We start from the raw sequence: 16,635 nt of genomic DNA, 5'->3' as shown, positions 1-16,635 counted from the left end.
ATAGGGGTGGGGGCGGTCGCGCCCACCCTCTCGGCTTCGCGGCACTTAGCCCCGCCGGGCCTGTTTGGCCTCAATGAGAGCCACCGCGGCGGCGACCGCATCTTCAATCGCCATCTCAGTCGTGTCGATCTGCTTGGCATCGTCGGCCGGTTTCAGCGGCGCTTGGTCGCGGCTCATGTCGCGAAGGTCGCGCTGTTTGACGTCTTCCAACACGGTTTCATAGGTGATCTCAATCCCCTTGCCCGCAAGCTCTGCAAAGCGGCGCTGCGCGCGCACTTCGGGGCTGGCGGTGATGAAGAGTTTCACCGGCGCATCGGGGCAAATCACCGTGCCAATGTCGCGCCCGTCCAGTACGGCACCGCCCGCGCGGGTGGCAAAGCTGCGCTGGAACCGCACGAGGGCGGCCCGCACCGCTGGGATCACCGCCACTTTGCTGGCTTCCTGCGCGACATCCGGGTTGCGCAGGCTGGGGTCTTCAAGGTCAACAGGGGCGAGGGTTTGCGCGGCCTCTTCGGCGTCCATCCCGGTAAGGGTTTTCGCGGCCACCGCCCGGTACAAAAGCCCGGTGTCGAGATGCGCAAAGCCGAAATGCGCCGCGACGGCCTTGGCGACCGTGCCTTTGCCCGCCGCTGCGGGGCCGTCGATGGCGACGGTCATGCCGCCGCTGGTGTTCTTCGTCATTGCACATTCCTTTCGTTGCGCGCCCGTAGACCAAGCAGCAGGGCTGCTCCGAAACAGGCCGCCAGTATCATCCATTTCGCCTGCGTAAACAGGCTGGCGGTCGCGACCGCTTGTTCAGTCAGCCGTTCTGGCCCCAGTTCAATGAGCCGCCCGATCAGCATGTTCTCGGTGTAATCCGCCCCGAGGTAGAGCGCGACGGCCAGCGTCAGCGCCAGCCGAAGCCCGCCCGCCGACCAACGCCGAAACCAGAGCAACAGCGCCAGCGCCAAAAGCGCAGGAAAGGCCGTGTCAGCCAGCCGGAACTGGCCGAGGTAGAGTGCGGTCTGCCTCGGGTCGAGAGCGACAAGATAGCCGCGTGCCTCGGCCAGATCATAGCCCAGAAGCCGCCCATCCAAGACCCCCATGCCCCCCGCGCGCAGGTAGGTTTCGGCAAAGCCCGCAAGGGCTGCAAAGGCCAATGCGGCGCAGAGGCTGAGCCAGATGAGCCGGTCGCCTATCACGCAGGCAGCCGTTCGACCTGCGCCCCCAAGGACGCCATCAGCGGTTCGAAAATCGGGAAAGACGTGGCAATGGGCCCGCCGTCATCCACCTGCACCGGGTTTTGCGCGACCATGCCGAGGATCAGGAACGACATGGCGATGCGGTGGTCGAGATGGCTTTGGCAGGTCGCGCCTCCGGGAATATTGCCGTGGCCCAGCCCTTTGACGATCCACCAATCCGGCCCGTCTTCGACCTCAACCCCATTCGCGCGCAGCCCGCTGGCCATGGCCTCAATCCGGTCGCTTTCTTTGACGCGCAGCTCTTTGACGCCGCGCATCACGGTGTCGCCCGTCGCACAGGCTGCCACGACCGAGAGCACGGGGTATTCGTCGATCATGCTCGCCGCCCGTTCGGGTGGCACTTCGATGCCTTTGAGGTTTGGTGAGAACTTCGCGCGCAGGTCGGCAACAGGCTCGCCGCCCTCGGTCCGTTCGTTTTCATAGGTCAGATCCGCGCCCATCTCGCGCAGGGTGGTGAACAGCCCCGCTCGCGTGGGGTTCAGCCCAATGCCCGGCACCAGCACGTCCGAGCCGGGCACGATCAGCGCGGCGCAAACGGGGAAGGCGGCGGAGGAAGGGTCGCGCGGCACGTCGATATGTTGTGGTTTCAACTCGGGCTGGCCAGTCAGGGTGATGATGCGGCCCTCGTCCGTGTCCTCAACCGTGATCTCGGCGCCGAAGCCTGCCAGCATCCGCTCGGTATGGTCGCGCGTGGCTTCGGCCTCAATCACGACGGTTCTGCCGGGGGCATTCAACCCCGCCAGCAGCACGGCGGATTTGACCTGCGCGGAAGGGACCGGGACAGTATAGCGCACCGGCACAGGTTCAGCCGCGCCCACCAATGTCATCGGCAGGCGGCCCCCGGCGCGGCCCACGGATTGCGTGCCGAATAGCGCCAGCGGATCGGTCACCCGCGCCATCGGGCGGCTGTTGAGGCTGGCATCGCCGGTGAAGGTGACAGAGATCGGGGAGGTTGCCATGGCCCCCATCAGCAGGCGCACGCCAGTGCCGGAATTGCCGCAGTCGATCACGTTGTCAGGCTCCGCAAAGCCGCCGACGCCGACGCCGTGAACGGAGTAAGAGCCGCCGCCGTGGTCAATCACCTCGGCCCCGAAAGCGCGCATGGCTTTAGCGGTGTCGAGCACGTCTTGCCCTTCCAAAAGCCCGGTGATCGTGGTCTCGCCCACGGCCATGGCGCCAAGGATCAGGCTGCGGTGCGAGATCGACTTGTCGCCGGGCACCTCGGCGGTGCCGCTAAGCGGCCCGCAGGCGCGCGATGACATGGGAATGGGGCTGCCGTGACTGGACATGAGGTACCTCTAATCTGCTTGAGGCCCCTATTATCGCAGGCGGGCGGCAGCGTCCATCGCCGCGCGTGCAATGGATTGTAATCAGGGTGGTATCAGGCGCTCGGGCTCAGCGTTTGCGGAAGGTCAGGTAATGCGGGGTGCGCCCTTCGCGCAGCGCTTTTTGCTCGTAGCGGGTCGAGATCCAATCATCCCAAGGCGCACGCCAGTCCTGCGGCCCTTCGGCCAGCCAGTCAAACCCGTGCTGCGGCACCTGTTCAAGGGTCTGGCGCACGTAGTCTTCGATATCCGTCGCCACGCGGAAAATCGCACCGGGTTTCAACACGCGAGCCAGAGGCTGCAGATGCTCGGGCGTGACGAAGCGGCGGCGGTGGTGGCGGGTTTTTGGCCAAGGGTCGGGATAGAGCAAAAACGCCCGGTCGATGGAGGCTTCGGGCAGCACATCGAACATATCGCGCACGTCACCGGGATGGATGGCAAGGTTATCGACGCCCGCCCGCCGGATTTTGCCCAGCAGCATCGCAACACCGTTGATATAAGGCTCGCAGCCGATGATGCCGACGTCCGGATTCTGCCCCGCCTGATGCACCAGATGCTCACCGCCGCCAAAGCCGATTTCCAACCAGACCTTGCGCCCGTCAAAGAGCGTGTCGAGGTCCAGCGGTGTGCGGTCGGGATTGGCGTCCCAATCAACGGCCCCCGGCGACAATGCGTCGAGATCCTCGTCGATATAGGTCTTTTGCGACTTCTTCAGGGATTTGCCTTTGAGGCGGCCATAGAAGTTGCGGCGGGGGCGTTCTGTTTCACTCATGGCGGCTCATGTAGCGGCCCCGCCGCGTCACCGCAACATTCCTCTGCAGGGGCGGTGGCGAATAGGTGGGGGTTAATCATTTGTTAGGCTCCATGCGCCTAGATGTCGGGGCAATGCAGGGGGACAGCTGATGAGCGTGGCAAGGCATGAGGCCGGCGCGGGCGATACGGCAGGCGGTACGACTACGCCGGGCACTGTGGCGCGCATTCTGATCGTGGATGATCAGCGGTTTGATCGCATGCGGATCAAACGGCTTTGCGGTGGGCTCGACTTTCCCATCCGAATGACCGAGGCGGAGAGTATCGCCGCCCTAGCCCAGCAGTTGGATGAGGGGGAGTTTGACCTGATCTTACTGGATTACAACCTGCCCGATGGGGACGGGTTGCGCGGGCTGCAGATGATCCGGGCACATCCGCAGAACGGTGCCGCGGCAACCGTGATGGTTACCGGGACGGATCAAACCGAGGTGGCGATCGAGGCGCTGCGCGGCGGGTGTAGCGATTACATCGCAAAGGATGAGCTTTCGCAAAGCACTTTGCGGCGCTCGGCTTTCAACGCCCTGCAAAAGACAGCACTGCAACTGGGCATCACCACGCAGGAGCAGAAACGCTCTCAGGTTCAGAGTGTTCTGCGGCGCTTTGCCGGGGAATGTGCGCAGGAGATAAAGCCGATGGTCGGCGATGTGATGCGCGACCTGCGCGCGCTCGACCGGTCGAACCCGGCGCTGGTGGAGGAAGAGCTGGCAAAGGTCGATTATACCTTCCTGCGCCTGTGGGAGTTTGTAGAGGATCTGGCCAGCTTTCAAGGCAGCGAGCTTGCCGAAGGCGATCTTGCCGATCCGCCAAAACCAACACCGGGTCTGTGTGCCGGATGGGGTGGGGCAGTCGGGTGACGGGGCTGTCTACGGTGAGGCTGTTCGCGCAGGCGTCGTAGGGCGCGCTTGGTGGCGCGTTGGCGTCGCGGGCCCCGCCTGCCTTTTCCGCTCGCGTGGATCGTGCCGAGCATCCCTGATTTTTGCCACTCCTCGCAGCGCCTCCACCCGGCAGACCCCCGCATATCACCGGCCAAACGCATGCATAGCCCTTGCAGGAGCGGCAAAATTGGCCTATACGCGCCCTGTCTAAGGGGCGGTTACAGCTTCGGGCGCGATATAACGGGCAGGGTCGGTACCAACCGGCCCTCTTTTGTTTGCGTTCGGCTGCGGGTTTACCGCTGTGCCTTTGCTTCGGAGCTTCTCCGGCGTGATCTGCACGGTGCCGCCACGACGACCAATTGCAACTCCAGACCGGCGGAGACAACCGCGCGGCCAGAAACATTTGATAAGGATACGAAAAGCTACATGACTAAAGCAATGGACGAATTCGAAGCGCTTCTGAACGAAAGCTTCGAAATGGACACGCCCCAAGAGGGCACAGTCGTCAAAGGCAAGGTGATCGCTGTCGAAGCGGGCCAAGCCATCATCGACGTCGGCTACAAAATGGAAGGCCGCGTTGAGCTCAAAGAATTTGCTGATCCCGGCGAATCCCCCAAAATCGAAGTTGGCGACGAAGTCGAAGTTTTCCTTCGCCAAGTCGAAAACGCGCGTGGCGAAGCTGTCATCAGCCGCGAAATGGCCCGCCGTGAGGAAGCCTGGGATCGTCTGGAAAAAGCCTATGCTGCAGAAGAGCGTGTCGAAGGCGCGATCTTTGGCCGTGTCAAAGGCGGCTTCACCGTCGACCTCGGCGGCGCAGTTGCGTTCCTGCCCGGCAGCCAAGTCGACGTCCGCCCCGTGCGCGACGCGGGCCCGCTCATGGGTCTCAAGCAGCCGTTCCAGATCCTCAAGATGGATCGCCGTCGTGGCAACATCGTTGTATCGCGTCGTGCGATCCTCGAAGAGTCCCGCGCCGAACAGCGTGCCGAAGTCATTGGCAACCTGACCGAAGGTCAAACCGTCGATGGTGTGGTCAAGAACATCACCGAATACGGTGCGTTTGTTGACCTTGGCGGCGTCGATGGTCTGCTGCACGTCACCGACATGGCATGGCGCCGCGTGAACCACCCCTCTGAGATCCTGTCGATCGGTGAGACCATCAAGGTCCAGGTCATCAAGATCAACAAAGAGACGCACCGCATCAGCCTCGGCATGAAGCAGTTGCAAGAAGATCCGTGGGATCTGGTTGGCGCGAAATACCCGCTTTCCTCCGTGCACAGCGGTCGTGTGACCAACATCACCGATTACGGCGCATTTGTTGAGCTGGAGCCGGGCGTTGAAGGTCTGGTTCACGTGTCCGAGATGTCTTGGACCAAGAAGAACGTGCACCCCGGCAAGATCGTGTCCACTTCGCAAGAAGTCGAAGTCATGGTTCTGGAAATCGACAGCGCCAAGCGTCGTGTTTCCCTTGGTCTCAAGCAGACCATGCGCAACCCATGGGAAGTGTTCGCTGAAACACACCCCGAGGGCACCGAAGTCGAAGGCGAAGTCAAGAACATCACCGAATTCGGTCTGTTCGTCGGCCTGCCGGGCGACATCGACGGCATGGTTCACCTCTCCGACCTCAGCTGGGACCAGCGCGGCGAAGAAGCGATCCAAGACTACCGTAAAGGTGACGTGGTTCAGGCCGTCGTCTCCGAAGTCGACGTTGAGAAAGAGCGCATATCGCTCTCGATCAAGAACGTTGGCGGTGACAAGTTCGCCGAAGCCGTTGGCGGCGTAAAGCGCGGCTCGATCGTGACCGTGACCGTGACCTCCATCGAAGAAGGTGGCATCGAAGTCGAATACGAAGGCATGAAGAGCTTCATCCGTCGTTCCGACCTCAGCCGTGACCGTGCCGAACAGCGCCCTGAGCGTTTCTCGGTCGGTGACAAGGTTGACGTGCGCATCACCAACGTTGATGCCAAGGCACACCGTCTGGGCGTCTCCATCAAGGCGCGCGAGATCGCAGAAGAGAAAGAGGCGGTACAGCAGTACGGTTCCTCCGACTCCGGCGCGAGCTTGGGCGACATCCTTGGTGCGGCGCTGAAAGGCGACGACGAGTAAACACATTCAACGTTGAATGTGTGTAGTTAGCGAAGGCCCCGCATGGCAACATGCGGGGCCTTTTTGCCTTCGCGCCCCGCAGTCGAATCGCAAAGCGGGATTAGGGATGTGCGCCCAATCCCTGTGCATCAGGGCCTTCGCGGGCAGTATGCGGCGGAAAAAAGCCGAAATAACAGGGGTTTCGCTGCGAAAAATCTATCGCAGTGCTGGTGGAACACCTTCCCGTGTGGGGCGTTATTTCCTATAGTCGGTTAAGACATCAATAAATTCTCGGGGGACGTGCCATGATCCGGTCGGAACTGATCCAGAAGATCGCTGACGACAATCCGCATCTTTATCAACGTGATGTTGAGCGGATCGTAAACACGGTCTTTGACGAGATCACGGGCGCCATGTCGCGTGGGGACCGGGTTGAACTGCGCGGCTTTGGCGCTTTTTCCGTCAAAAAACGCGATGCCCGCGTAGGGCGCAACCCGCGCACCGGTGAGACAGTGAACGTAGAAGAAAAGCACGTGCCCTTCTTCAAGACCGGCAAGTTGCTGCGTGACCGGCTGAACGGGAAAAGCTGATGCGTTACATTCGTTATGCCTGCATCGCGCTGTTCGCGGTTGCGCTGGTTTCCGTTGCCTTGGCGAACCGAAATATCGTGACACTTCAGGTGCTTCCAACCGAGATTTCAGGTTGGTTTGCGGTGAACCCATCCGTGGAACTGCCGCTCTTTATTGTAATCCTTGGCGGGATTATCGTGGGTCTCTTGGTTGGTTTTGTCTGGGAATGGATCCGAGAGCACGGCCACCGGGCCGAACTGGCGCGACAGGCCCGCGAGCGGCGTCGGCTGGAGCGCGAAGTGATCCGCCTTAAGGAAGAGAAGCATCAGGGCAAGGATGAGGTGCTGGCGCTGCTGGACGAAGCAGGCTAAACCCCACCCATGCCCGAGAATGTTAACGTAAAAATTTGCGGTTTGACCGACCCCGCGGATGTGCCCGCCGCCCTTTTGGCGGGCGCACGGACACTGGGCTTTGTCTTTTTCGAAAAATCCCCCCGCCATCTGTCACTTGAGGCCGCAGCCCATATGACGGAAGCGGTTCCAGATGGCATTTGCAAAGTCGCACTGACCGTCAACGCGGATGATGCAGCGCTTGATGCGCTGCTCGCGGCGGTGCCGTTTCTCGACATGCTACAGCTTCACGGCAGCGAAAGCCCCGCGCGGGTGGCCGAGGTCAAGGCCCGGTATGGGCTGCCGGTGATGAAGGCCGTCGGCGTGGCGGACCGCGCTGATTTGGCGGTGCTGAACGACTATGTGACGGTCGCGGATCAGCTTTTGGTCGATGCCAAACCGCCGAAGGACGCGGTTCTGCCCGGTGGGAACGGTTTGGCATTTGACTGGCGGCTGATCGCAGGGCGGCGCTGGCCGAAGCCTTGGATGCTCGCCGGTGGTTTGAATGCAGACAACGTCGGAGAGGCGATTGCCCTTACCGGGGCGCGGCAGGTCGATGTGTCCTCTAGCGTTGAAAGTGCGCCGGGTGTGAAGGATGCGGAGCGTATTCGCGCCTTTTGCGAAGCGGCGCTTAAGTAAGTCCTTTCAGATCAAAAGAAAAAAGGCCCGGTGGCATTGCCCCGGGCCTTTCTTATTCAAGTCGCCGAAGGGCCGGATCAGATCGATTGATCGTAGTCGCCGACGCCCGGCTCGGTTCGGATCACTGCGTCGATATCGGCAAAGATGGCGCGCATTTCGGCTTCGGATTCGGGGCTTTCGCAAACCACGACAAGGTTCGGCGTGTTGGACGACGCCCGCACGAGGCCCCAGCCGCCGTTGTCGAGCATGACGCGCGCGCCGTTCACGGTGATCACCTCGGCAATAGCGCGCCCGCCAATCTTGTCTCCGGCCTCTGCTTTGGCGACCAGCTTTTCAACCAGACGCTCGAGGATGTCGTATTTCTCGGTGTCCGCGGCGTAGGGCGACATGGTTGGCGTGGCCCAAGTTTGGGGCAGGGCGCGGCGCAGGTCGGACATGGACATGTCCGGGTTGCGGTCCATCAGCTTGCAGATTTCCACGGCCACGCGCATGCCGCAGTCATAGCCACGGCCGATCGGCTCGGCCAAGAAATAGTGGCCGGATTTCTCAAAGCCCGCCAGCGCGCCCAGTTCTTTGACGCGGCGCTTCATGTGGCTGTGGCCGGTTTTCCAGTAGTCGGCCTTGGCCCCGTGTTTCTGCAACTCAGGGTCAGAGGCAAAGAGCCCGGTGGATTTCACATCCGCGACGAAGGTGCTGTTGGGGTGAAGTTTCACCAGATCGCGGGCCATGATGACGCCCATTTTGTCGGCAAAGATCTCTTCGCCTTCATCGTCCACCACACCGCAGCGGTCGCCGTCACCGTCGAAACCAAGCGCGAAATCAGCACCGGAAGCGCGGACACTGTCGGCCATGTCATGCAGCATTTCCATGGCTTCGGGGTTCGGGTTGTAGTGGGGGAAGGTGTAATCGAGCGTGTTGTGGCTATCGACAACTTCGACCCCCAGACGGCGGAACAGCTCAGGCGCGAAGGCCGAGGCGGTGCCGTTGCCAGTGGCGCAGACGACCTTGAGCTTGCGGGTCATCTTGAAATCCCCCACCAGATCGTCGAGGTAGGCTTCGCGCACGCCGTCGACGAACTCATAGGCGCCGCCCGGGCGCTTCTCGCCTCGGCCATTCAGGACGATGTCGCGCAGCTCGCCCATCTCATCGGGGCCGTGGGTCAGGGGGCGCTGGAAGCCCATTTTGACGCCGGTCCAGCCGTTCGGGTTGTGGCTGGCGGTGACCATGGCGACCGCCGGAGCATCAAGGTGGAACTGCGCGAAATAGGCCATGGGGGAAAGGGCGGGGCCGATGTCCTTGACCGTGATCCCGGCCTGCATCAGCCCAAGCATCAGAGCATTTTTGATCGACAGCGAATAGTCGCGATAGTCATTGCCCACGGCGATGACAGGCTCGATCCCGCGCGCGTGCATCTGCGTGCCAAGGCCAAGGCCAAGCGCGGTGATGCCGGGCAGGTTGATGTCGTCAGGATATTTCCAACGCGCGTCATACTCGCGAAAGCCTGTCGGGGTGATCATCGCATCGCGGAGAAATTCCCAAGTGTTCGGGGTCACGGTGGAGGCCGGTTTACTCACGTCAAATACTCGCTTTTTGGGATAAATTTAGAAAGTCAGCGGATGGCTTTTTGCCAGCGCATCGAATTGCATCAGCAGATTGATCAGCCCCGGCATCTGGTCGAGGTAGATCATATTGGGCCCGTCACTGGGGGCGCGGTCGGGGTCTTCGTGGGTTTCCATGAAGATCGCCGCAACGCCGATGGCGGCAGCTGCCCGGGCCATGACCGGGGCAAACTCACGCTGCCCGCCCGAAGAGCCGCCCTTGCCACCCGGCTGCGCGACGGAATGTGTCGCGTCCATCACCACCGGATAGCCGGTTTGGGCCATCTGCGGCAGGCTGCGCATGTCGGCAACCAACGTGTTGTATCCAAAGGTCGTGCCGCGCTCGGTCAAGAGGATGTTCTTATTGCCGGTGCTTTCGATCTTGTCGACGATGTTCTGCATCTCCCAAGGGGCGAGGAACTGGCCCTTCTTGACGTTCACGGCCTTGCCCGTCTCGCCAGCGGCCAGCAGGATATCGGTCTGGCGGCAGAGAAACGCAGGGATCTGCAGCACGTCGACCACTTCACCAGCCTGGGCGCATTGCGCTTCGTTATGCACATCCGTCAGCACAGGCACATCATTGGCGCGGGCCACGGATTGCAGGACTTGCAGACCCTTTTCAATGCCCAAACCGCGCTTGCCCGAGAGGGAGGTGCGGTTGGCCTTGTCATAGCTGGCCTTGAAGATGAACTGCGCGCCAGCCGCGTCACAGGCTTCTTTCAGGATGCCTGCGATCATCTGCGCGTGGTCTTCGCTCTCCAACTGGCAGGGGCCAGCGATCACGGTGAGGGGACGGTCGTTGCCGACGGTCAGGTTGCCAATGCGCAGCTGGGTCATGAAGTTACCTGTTCTCTTAGAATGGACGCTGTCAGGGACAACATCAGGTAGATGCCTGCAAAGATAAGGAAAGCCAATATCGTGTTTTCGAACTTGCGGGGGTAGGTCGCCTCGTCCGGGGCCACGGGGTTTACGGCCACGGTGAGGTAGCGTACCTGCCGCCCGGCCTCGGTTCGGGCTTGCTCCATTGCGGTTTGCGCGCTTTGCAGCACCATGTCGGCGGCGGCCAGATCGGCCTGCGCAAGCTGCGCCGCGACCGCCTGTTGCGCCAGCGAGTTTTCGCCTTCGTTGGCGGCGGTCATGCGTTCGCGCAGTTTGGTCAGCTGTTCGCGAAGCCGCCGCACATCGCCGCGCGCGCCGTCGACCTTGGCTTGGTTCGGGCGTTGGTTGTCGAGCAGAGCGGCGAGTTCGAGTTCTTTTTCAATCAACAGGGTTTCGTAATTGGTGATCTGGGTCCGGATCGAGGCGATCATCGCTTCGGGATCGACGTTGTTGTCGACCTGCAGTTTGATCAGCGCTTCTTGTGCCGCGCGGCGGTTTGTCTGCGCGGTCTCATAGCCTTCGAGCGCGTCACGCATGCCGTCTTCGCGCTTTTGCTTGCTCAGGTCGTTGACCCGCTCTTCGGCATAGGTGAGCAGGCGTTTCGAGAATTCTTCCGACACCTCTGGATCGGCGGCGATGACCTCCATCCGGATCACGCCTTCGGTCGGATCATAGCCGATTTTGACGTTCTTTTTGTAGGTCTTGTAGGATTCCTCATTGGTGGGGTTTTCCGAAAGCCGTTGGATCGCGTCGATCTGCGGGTCTGCGAAATGCGTGCGAAAGCCTGCGTCCTCATCAAGGCGGAGCATTGCGTCTTTCGATTGCAGATAGGCCTGCGTGGCGATGCTGTCTGCGCTATTGGCGAATTGCGTGGGCAGTAACCCGCCAAAGGGGCTGGTGCCGCCGCCGCCTTCGTTCTGGATGATCAGAAACTGGCTTTCAGTGGCATACATCGGCGTGGCGATTTTGTAGAAATAATAGCCCGCCGCGAAGGTCGGCAGCATGACAAAGAAAGCGAGCCGCACCATCAGCATAGCCGCTTTACGGCGACGGCGGCGGGTGATGTCGCGCTGAATATCCGAAATCTCGCGCTGGCGGCGTTCTGCGGGGCTCACATCGGTCGAGGGCAGGCCGCGGGGGCCGCGCGGGGTGGTCTGCGGCAGCTGCACCTTTGCGTCGCCGGGCTGCCCACGGGTGGCGGGCAGAGCGTTGCCGCCCTGATCGCCCGATTGCGGCACCACGAGTTCCAGCATGTTGGACCGCTGAAACGGGTCGATCCCCTTGGCGCGCAAAAGGCGCACCGCGTCGAAATCTGAGGTCGGTGCCAGCCCGTGTTTCTGCGCCACGCGGCGCGCCATGCGCAATTGGCGGCCCGTCAGCCCTTCGCGGCGGATCGCGTCGATATCCTGCTCGGCCGACACTTCCTTGGCCGACGACACCTCTCCGCTGCGGGGGCTTTCAGGATCCGAGGTTTTGCCGCTGCGCGCGGCATGTTCCAAGGCTTCCTTGCTGTACGACGGTTCTACCTGCGTTGCATCGGCCACGGCGCGCAGCTTGGCCGTTCTCTCGGCCTTTTCGGCATCGGTCTGCGGTGCCTGCGCTTTCGCTGCACTGCTCGGCGATGCGCCGGAGGCCGCGGGCGGCGGTGCCTTGCGGATGCGGAATTTCCTAGCCTTGGGTTTCGTAGTCATAGAGCTGTTTCGCTTCTTCCAAGGTGTCGAACATATGTAATTTACCATCCAAAAGGACAGCGGCGGAGCGGGCGAACTTTTCAAGCGTATGGGCCTGATGCGAAACGATGATGATCGTCGTGGTTTGCAGCCGTTCTTTCAGAATGTCGCCCGCCTTGCGGTTGAACTCTACGTCTGTCGTGCCGGGCATGCCTTCGTCAATCAGATAGATGTCAAAATCCAGCGCCAGCATCAGCGCGAAAGAGAACCGCGCCCGCATCCCCGCGGAATAGGTGCCAAGCGGTTGGTCGAAATATTCGCCCAAGCCGCACAGCCAGCGGCAAAAACTTTCGACGTAATCCGGGTCAAGCCCATAGAGCCGCGCGATATAGCGGGCGTTTTCCATGGCTGAGACTTTGTTGACGACGCCACCCATAAAACCCAATGGAAACGAGATGTTACAGCTGCGCCTGATCTCACCATCATCCGGTTTCTCAAGCCCGGCCATCATGTTGATCAGGGTGGTTTTGCCGGTGCCGTTGGGGGCCAGAATGCCCAAGGACTTGCCAAGTTCCACGCGAAAAGACACCCGGTCAAGGATGACCTTGTGCTGCGATCCCGTCCAAAAGGACTTGGACACATTTTCAAATTCCAGCATTCCCTGCTCCGGTTGGTGCTGAGCGCGGCCTCTCGGCGCCTCTTGTATCAGAGGTACCTTAACCGTTTATTCACCGAATTTGACCACAATATGTCGAAATGCTGGCGGTGGCCGCCGCAAGTCGCCGTGCGGGCAGGGCACGAGCAGCGCTGCGGCGGCTCAAACCGCCGCCTGTAGCGCGGTCGCTGGGCAAGCCGCCGGGGCGATGTCGGCTTGCTCATCGGCGCAGCACTCGGTGCGCTGGTCAATGCAGCGTGTGGGTGCTTTCGGTCGGGGTCATCTCGCCGATGTAGCTGACGTTCATCAAGGCCGCCTGCGTACGGTCACCGTCGATGTTTTGCACAGGGCCTACAGGCACGGCGCTCATCAGGCCAAGCCGGGTCATCCACCGGCTAAAGGTGGCAGGCACGATGCCCAAAACGTGGCTTGCGCCCATGGCATAGGCGGCACCGGCCATTTGGTTCATGAGCATACGTTGCACGACAATGCGGCGCTGCGCGGGGACCGCGCTGGTCAGGAAAAGGCGGGTGGCTTCCCAGATGTCATCGCGGACGGGCGCTTTGAAAAACAGCACGTCCTGCGGAATGTCCGGCAGCATCCCGAGCTGCGCATCGCGCAGCATGTAGCTGTACTGCGCGCAGGTCGAGGTGGTGGGCATCAAACGCACACCGCCCATGACCTCTCCATACTCGTGCAGAACGATCCAGCGCGCGCGGGGCGTGTCGTATTGGTCAAACTCCATCCCATCAACCTGAGGGAGATCCCATTGCTTGTCATCGATAAAGATTCGGCGTCGGGCCCGGAGGAAATTGACGAATAATTCACCGTGCTGATGCATGTTTAAAAACGACAAAGTTGTGGCGCGCATGTACGGATTGGCCCGGGCGAGGGCCTCTGGGCTGTAGGGATCAGGTTCAGCCGCTTTGGGGCCAAGGAGTTTACGGGGGAAGCGATTATTTTTAATTTCCAACGCTTTAGCGTCTTGTGGCGTCAGTTCGGGAAGAACATCCTGCCAAGATTTCCCACTGAAGCTCCGTCCTTGCAGACTCATGTTTGACCTCGAAAATTCGCTGTAAAAATAACTCTTATCAAGAGGCTAACCTCTAGTTGCATGAAATGGCCATACTTATGTCCCATTTCCGGGTGTAGAAGTGGGGAAGATCGCGTCTAACATGTGCGAAGATGCCGAAATGCAACATGTTAAGGGCGTTTGTCGGCAGAATGCTGACATTCGAGCAGCCGACCGAAGAAAACGAGAGCGATGTCGCAGGAAAAAGTAACATACGGGCCGATTCATACGCCGCATCTCGCTGACGCGACTAAGGTGCAGCAGATGCGGGATTATTCCCAAGTCGGCGTTAACCTGTTCTGGCAGCGGCAAATGATTTTTGCGGCGGCCATTTGCCTGTCCGCTTTCTACTACGAACTTTGGCTGTCGATCACGACGTTGATCTTTATCGCGATTTCCGAGACCTTTGACTACCTTCTCTTCTTGCGCATCACCCGGTGGCGCGGGCGCAGCCCCCGTTTGGCGCGGTTGTTCATGAACCGCATCTACCTCGGGACGGTGCTAAGCGCCGGGGTGATCAGCTATTTCGCGCTTGGGATTGCGCTTCAGCAGGGGGCGACGACCCATTTCCTGCCGCTGTTCTTCCTATTCGCGGCAGCGCTTTTTGCGTCGATGAACAACCATCATATCCTGCCAGTGTTGATGCTGCGGCTTGCGATCTATGGGGCGACATTCCTGTTCATTCCAATCTGGGACATCGTCCGCACCGGAGCGAGCATAGAGTCCGAGCTCTGGACCCAGTTGTTCACCGTGGTCTTCGTGCTTTATTTCATCGTCGATTGCTCGCGTATCTTCATGAAAATGTACCGCACCAACCTGCGCCAGTTGGAAGAGTTGAAAGCAGAGCATGAGAAGACCAAGATCGCGTTTAAGGTAAAAACCGAATTCGTTTCGACCATTAGCCACGAGCTGCGCACGCCGATGACATCGATCAAAGGGTCGCTCGATATGGCCTGCGCCGGGGTTCTGGGTGAAATGACCCCGCAGATGGAGAAGGTCTTGAAGATCGCGCAGCGCAATTCGGCGCGGCTCACGTCGATCATTAACGAGATTCTCGACCTGCAAAAGTTCGAGGCGGGCAAGGTGAGCTTTGATATCGAACCGCTTGAAGTGCAAACGATTATCGAAGACGCGATTGAGCTTAATCAGGCCTTTGCAGGCAACTTGGGCGTGACGCTGCGCTATGCCAAGCCTTCGGATGCGGCGGGAATTGCCACCGATGAAAAACGCCTGCAGCAGGTGATGTCCAACCTTCTGTCCAATGCGGCCAAATTCTCGCCCGCGGGGTCGACGGTGAAGGTCACCTCCGTCAAGCACGAGGATAAGGTGCGGATCAGCGTGATTGATGAGGGGATCGGCCTTGCGGAATCCAAGCGGGAGAAGGTCTTTGACGAATTCTCCCAGATCGACTCGTCTGACCAGCGCGCCGTGGGTGGCACCGGTCTGGGCATGAACATCTCCAAGCGGATCATCGAAGCCTTGGGCGGTCAGATCGACTACTTCAAAAACGCGGGCCCCGGCACGACGTTCTATATCGATATGCCGTTGGGCAATGGGTCCGGGCGCGAGCTGGCGCATGGGATACATGTCAAAGATATGGTCAACGGGGACGGGCCGATCGGCGATGAAGAGCCCCAGAAACCCTCCGGGGATCGGGCCGCGGCCTAGGTTCGCGGCGGCCCGGCCCGTCTTTAGGGCACCTCTAAAAATTGCCCCAACCCCGGTGCTGCGTTATCTTTGATGGGACGAACCGGCACAGGGGAGACGGCAATGACGCAGATGGGTTTCTTTGATCTTTCCGACCGCTATGCGAGCCTTGACGCGAAGAAGGACCCATTGGTTGAGATCGATGCGGTCGTGCCGTGGGAGGAGTTTCGTTCTATTTTGGATGAGGTTTGGCGCAAGCCTGATGCGGAGCGCAAGTCGCGCGCAGGCCGCAAGCCGATGGACACTGTGCTGATGTTCAAGACGCTGGTGCTGAGCGCACTCTACAACCTGTCGGACGATCAGATCGAATATCAGGTCCGTGACCGGCTGTCCTTTATGAGGTTTCTGGGACTTAGCCTTGCGGACCGGGTGCCGGATGCAAAGACGGTGTGGCTGTATCGCGATGCGCTGGCGCAGGCGGGCAAGGTGGAAGAGCTGTTTCGTCAATTTGACGGGTATTTGGCGCGGCAGGGGTATATCGCTCGGGGTGGGCAAATTCTTGATGCCTCTATTGTGGCGGTGCCGCGCAATCACAACACGCGCGACGAGAACGCGTCAATCAAGAAGGGCGAGAACCCCGAGCATTGGGAAAACAAGCCCGCCAAGCGCAGCCAGAAGGACGTGGACGCGCGCTGGACGAAAAAGCACGGCAAGAGCCATTACGGCTACAAGAACCATGTGAACGTCGACCGAAAGCACAAGCTGGTCCGGCGCTATCACGTCAGCGATGCCGCGCTGCATGACAGTCAAGCGGTGGATCACCTGCTGATGCGAGGCAATACCGGCTCCGGTGTGTGGGCGGATGCGGCCTATCGGTCCGAGGAGACGGAGGCGAAATTGCGCGCGCGGAAGCTGAAAAGTCACATCCACCGTAAGGGGAAACGCGGCAAACCTCTCACAGATCAGGCCAAGGGCAGCAATCGGACCAAATCCACCGTTCGGGTCCGGGTGGAACATGTATTCGGCGCACAGACCAACGACATGGGTGGCACCCTTGTGCGTAGCATTGGTCTGGTGCGAGCCAAGGCTAGGATCGGGATGAAGAACCTCGCATATAACATGCGACGCCTCGTTCAACTGCGCCGCATCAACCCGTGTCCGGCGTGAATACCGGGCGATCCAAG

16 protein-coding genes are annotated in these 16,635 nt (G+C 60.6%); 7 read left to right on the top strand and 9 right to left on the bottom strand.

Annotated features, from left to right (window positions below; translation table 11 throughout):
* Nucleotides 1-45: 45 nt before the first annotated feature.
* From T8A63_RS13085 to trmB, 4 genes are all read right to left on the bottom strand, one after another.
* Nucleotides 46-681 carry a (d)CMP kinase gene (locus tag T8A63_RS13085; RefSeq protein WP_067627297.1) on the bottom strand — a complete coding sequence of 212 codons (636 nt, stop codon included), beginning with the start codon at nt 679-681 and terminating at the stop codon, nt 46-48.
* A complete protein-coding gene (locus tag T8A63_RS13080; RefSeq protein WP_322344054.1) occupies nt 678-1,181 on the bottom strand; it encodes a hypothetical protein in 504 nt (167 codons plus the stop codon). The genes T8A63_RS13085 and T8A63_RS13080 overlap by 4 nt, the downstream gene beginning before the upstream one ends.
* Entirely contained in the window at nt 1,178-2,530 is a 1,353-nt protein-coding gene (gene aroA, locus T8A63_RS13075) for a 3-phosphoshikimate 1-carboxyvinyltransferase (protein WP_322344053.1), read from the bottom strand. The genes T8A63_RS13080 and aroA overlap by 4 nt, the downstream gene beginning before the upstream one ends.
* 106 nt (nt 2,531-2,636) lie before the next feature.
* Nucleotides 2,637-3,338: a tRNA (guanosine(46)-N7)-methyltransferase TrmB gene (gene trmB, locus T8A63_RS13070; RefSeq protein WP_322344052.1), complete on the bottom strand. Its 702-nt coding sequence runs from the start codon at nt 3,336-3,338 to the stop codon at nt 2,637-2,639.
* A 130-nt stretch (nt 3,339-3,468) separates the two neighbouring features.
* Here trmB and T8A63_RS13065 point away from each other — a divergent pair, with 130 nt between their 5' ends.
* From T8A63_RS13065 to T8A63_RS13045, 5 genes are all read left to right on the top strand, one after another.
* Nucleotides 3,469-4,230 carry a response regulator gene (locus T8A63_RS13065; RefSeq protein WP_322344051.1) on the top strand — a complete coding sequence of 254 codons (762 nt, stop codon included), beginning with the start codon at nt 3,469-3,471 and terminating at the stop codon, nt 4,228-4,230.
* Nucleotides 4,231-4,410: 180 nt separating this feature from the next.
* Nucleotides 4,411-6,354 carry a 30S ribosomal protein S1 gene (gene rpsA, locus T8A63_RS13060; protein WP_322344050.1) on the top strand — a complete coding sequence of 648 codons (1,944 nt, stop codon included), beginning with the start codon at nt 4,411-4,413 and terminating at the stop codon, nt 6,352-6,354.
* 284 nt (nt 6,355-6,638) lie between these two features.
* Entirely contained in the window at nt 6,639-6,923 is a 285-nt protein-coding gene (ihfB, locus tag T8A63_RS13055; protein WP_067626061.1) for an integration host factor subunit beta, read from the top strand.
* Entirely contained in the window at nt 6,923-7,273 is a 351-nt protein-coding gene (locus T8A63_RS13050) for a lipopolysaccharide assembly protein LapA domain-containing protein (protein ID WP_067626059.1), read from the top strand. The genes ihfB and T8A63_RS13050 overlap by 1 nt, the downstream gene beginning before the upstream one ends.
* Nucleotides 7,274-7,282: 9 nt before the next feature.
* Nucleotides 7,283-7,930, top strand: a complete 648-nt coding sequence (locus T8A63_RS13045) for a phosphoribosylanthranilate isomerase (protein WP_067626056.1) — start codon at nt 7,283-7,285, stop codon at nt 7,928-7,930.
* Nucleotides 7,931-8,007: 77 nt separating this feature from the next.
* Here the strand turns inward: T8A63_RS13045 and T8A63_RS13040 are convergent, their stop codons facing one another.
* The 5 genes from T8A63_RS13040 to T8A63_RS13020 form a co-directional block, all read right to left on the bottom strand.
* Nucleotides 8,008-9,504, bottom strand: coding sequence for a phosphomannomutase/phosphoglucomutase (locus T8A63_RS13040; protein ID WP_300055231.1), 1,497 nt, complete (start codon nt 9,502-9,504; stop codon nt 8,008-8,010).
* Between the two features lie 27 nt (nt 9,505-9,531).
* Nucleotides 9,532-10,365, bottom strand: a complete 834-nt coding sequence (gene kdsA, locus T8A63_RS13035; RefSeq protein WP_067626052.1) for a 3-deoxy-8-phosphooctulonate synthase — start codon at nt 10,363-10,365, stop codon at nt 9,532-9,534.
* On the bottom strand, nt 10,362-12,098 hold the full coding sequence (locus T8A63_RS13030; RefSeq protein WP_322344049.1) for a capsule biosynthesis protein: 1,737 nt from the start codon (nt 12,096-12,098) through the stop codon (nt 10,362-10,364). Before T8A63_RS13030 ends, kdsA begins: the two co-directional genes overlap by 4 nt.
* The gene (locus T8A63_RS13025; RefSeq protein WP_067628983.1) at nt 12,076-12,735 is read right to left on the bottom strand and encodes an ABC transporter ATP-binding protein; all 660 of its coding nucleotides are present in this window, start codon (nt 12,733-12,735) and stop codon (nt 12,076-12,078) included. Before T8A63_RS13025 ends, T8A63_RS13030 begins: the two co-directional genes overlap by 23 nt.
* Before the next feature lie 244 nt (nt 12,736-12,979).
* A complete protein-coding gene (locus T8A63_RS13020; protein ID WP_322345727.1) occupies nt 12,980-13,573 on the bottom strand; it encodes an acyl-homoserine-lactone synthase in 594 nt (197 codons plus the stop codon).
* A gap of 423 nt (nt 13,574-13,996) precedes the next feature.
* On the opposite strand from T8A63_RS13020, the gene T8A63_RS13015 reads away from it, so the two are divergent.
* Nucleotides 13,997-15,472: a sensor histidine kinase gene (locus tag T8A63_RS13015; protein ID WP_067628987.1), complete on the top strand. Its 1,476-nt coding sequence runs from the start codon at nt 13,997-13,999 to the stop codon at nt 15,470-15,472.
* A 102-nt stretch (nt 15,473-15,574) separates the two neighbouring features.
* Nucleotides 15,575-16,618: an IS5 family transposase gene (locus T8A63_RS13010; protein ID WP_174857890.1), complete on the top strand. Its 1,044-nt coding sequence runs from the start codon at nt 15,575-15,577 to the stop codon at nt 16,616-16,618.
* The last annotated feature ends 17 nt before the right edge of the window (nt 16,619-16,635 follow it).

This window comes from Sulfitobacter sp. OXR-159, assembly GCF_034377145.1.
Lineage (GTDB): Bacteria > Pseudomonadota > Alphaproteobacteria > Rhodobacterales > Rhodobacteraceae > Sulfitobacter.
Note: the sequence above shows the minus strand (reverse complement) of the source record. Positions and strands in the feature narration are given on the sequence as shown.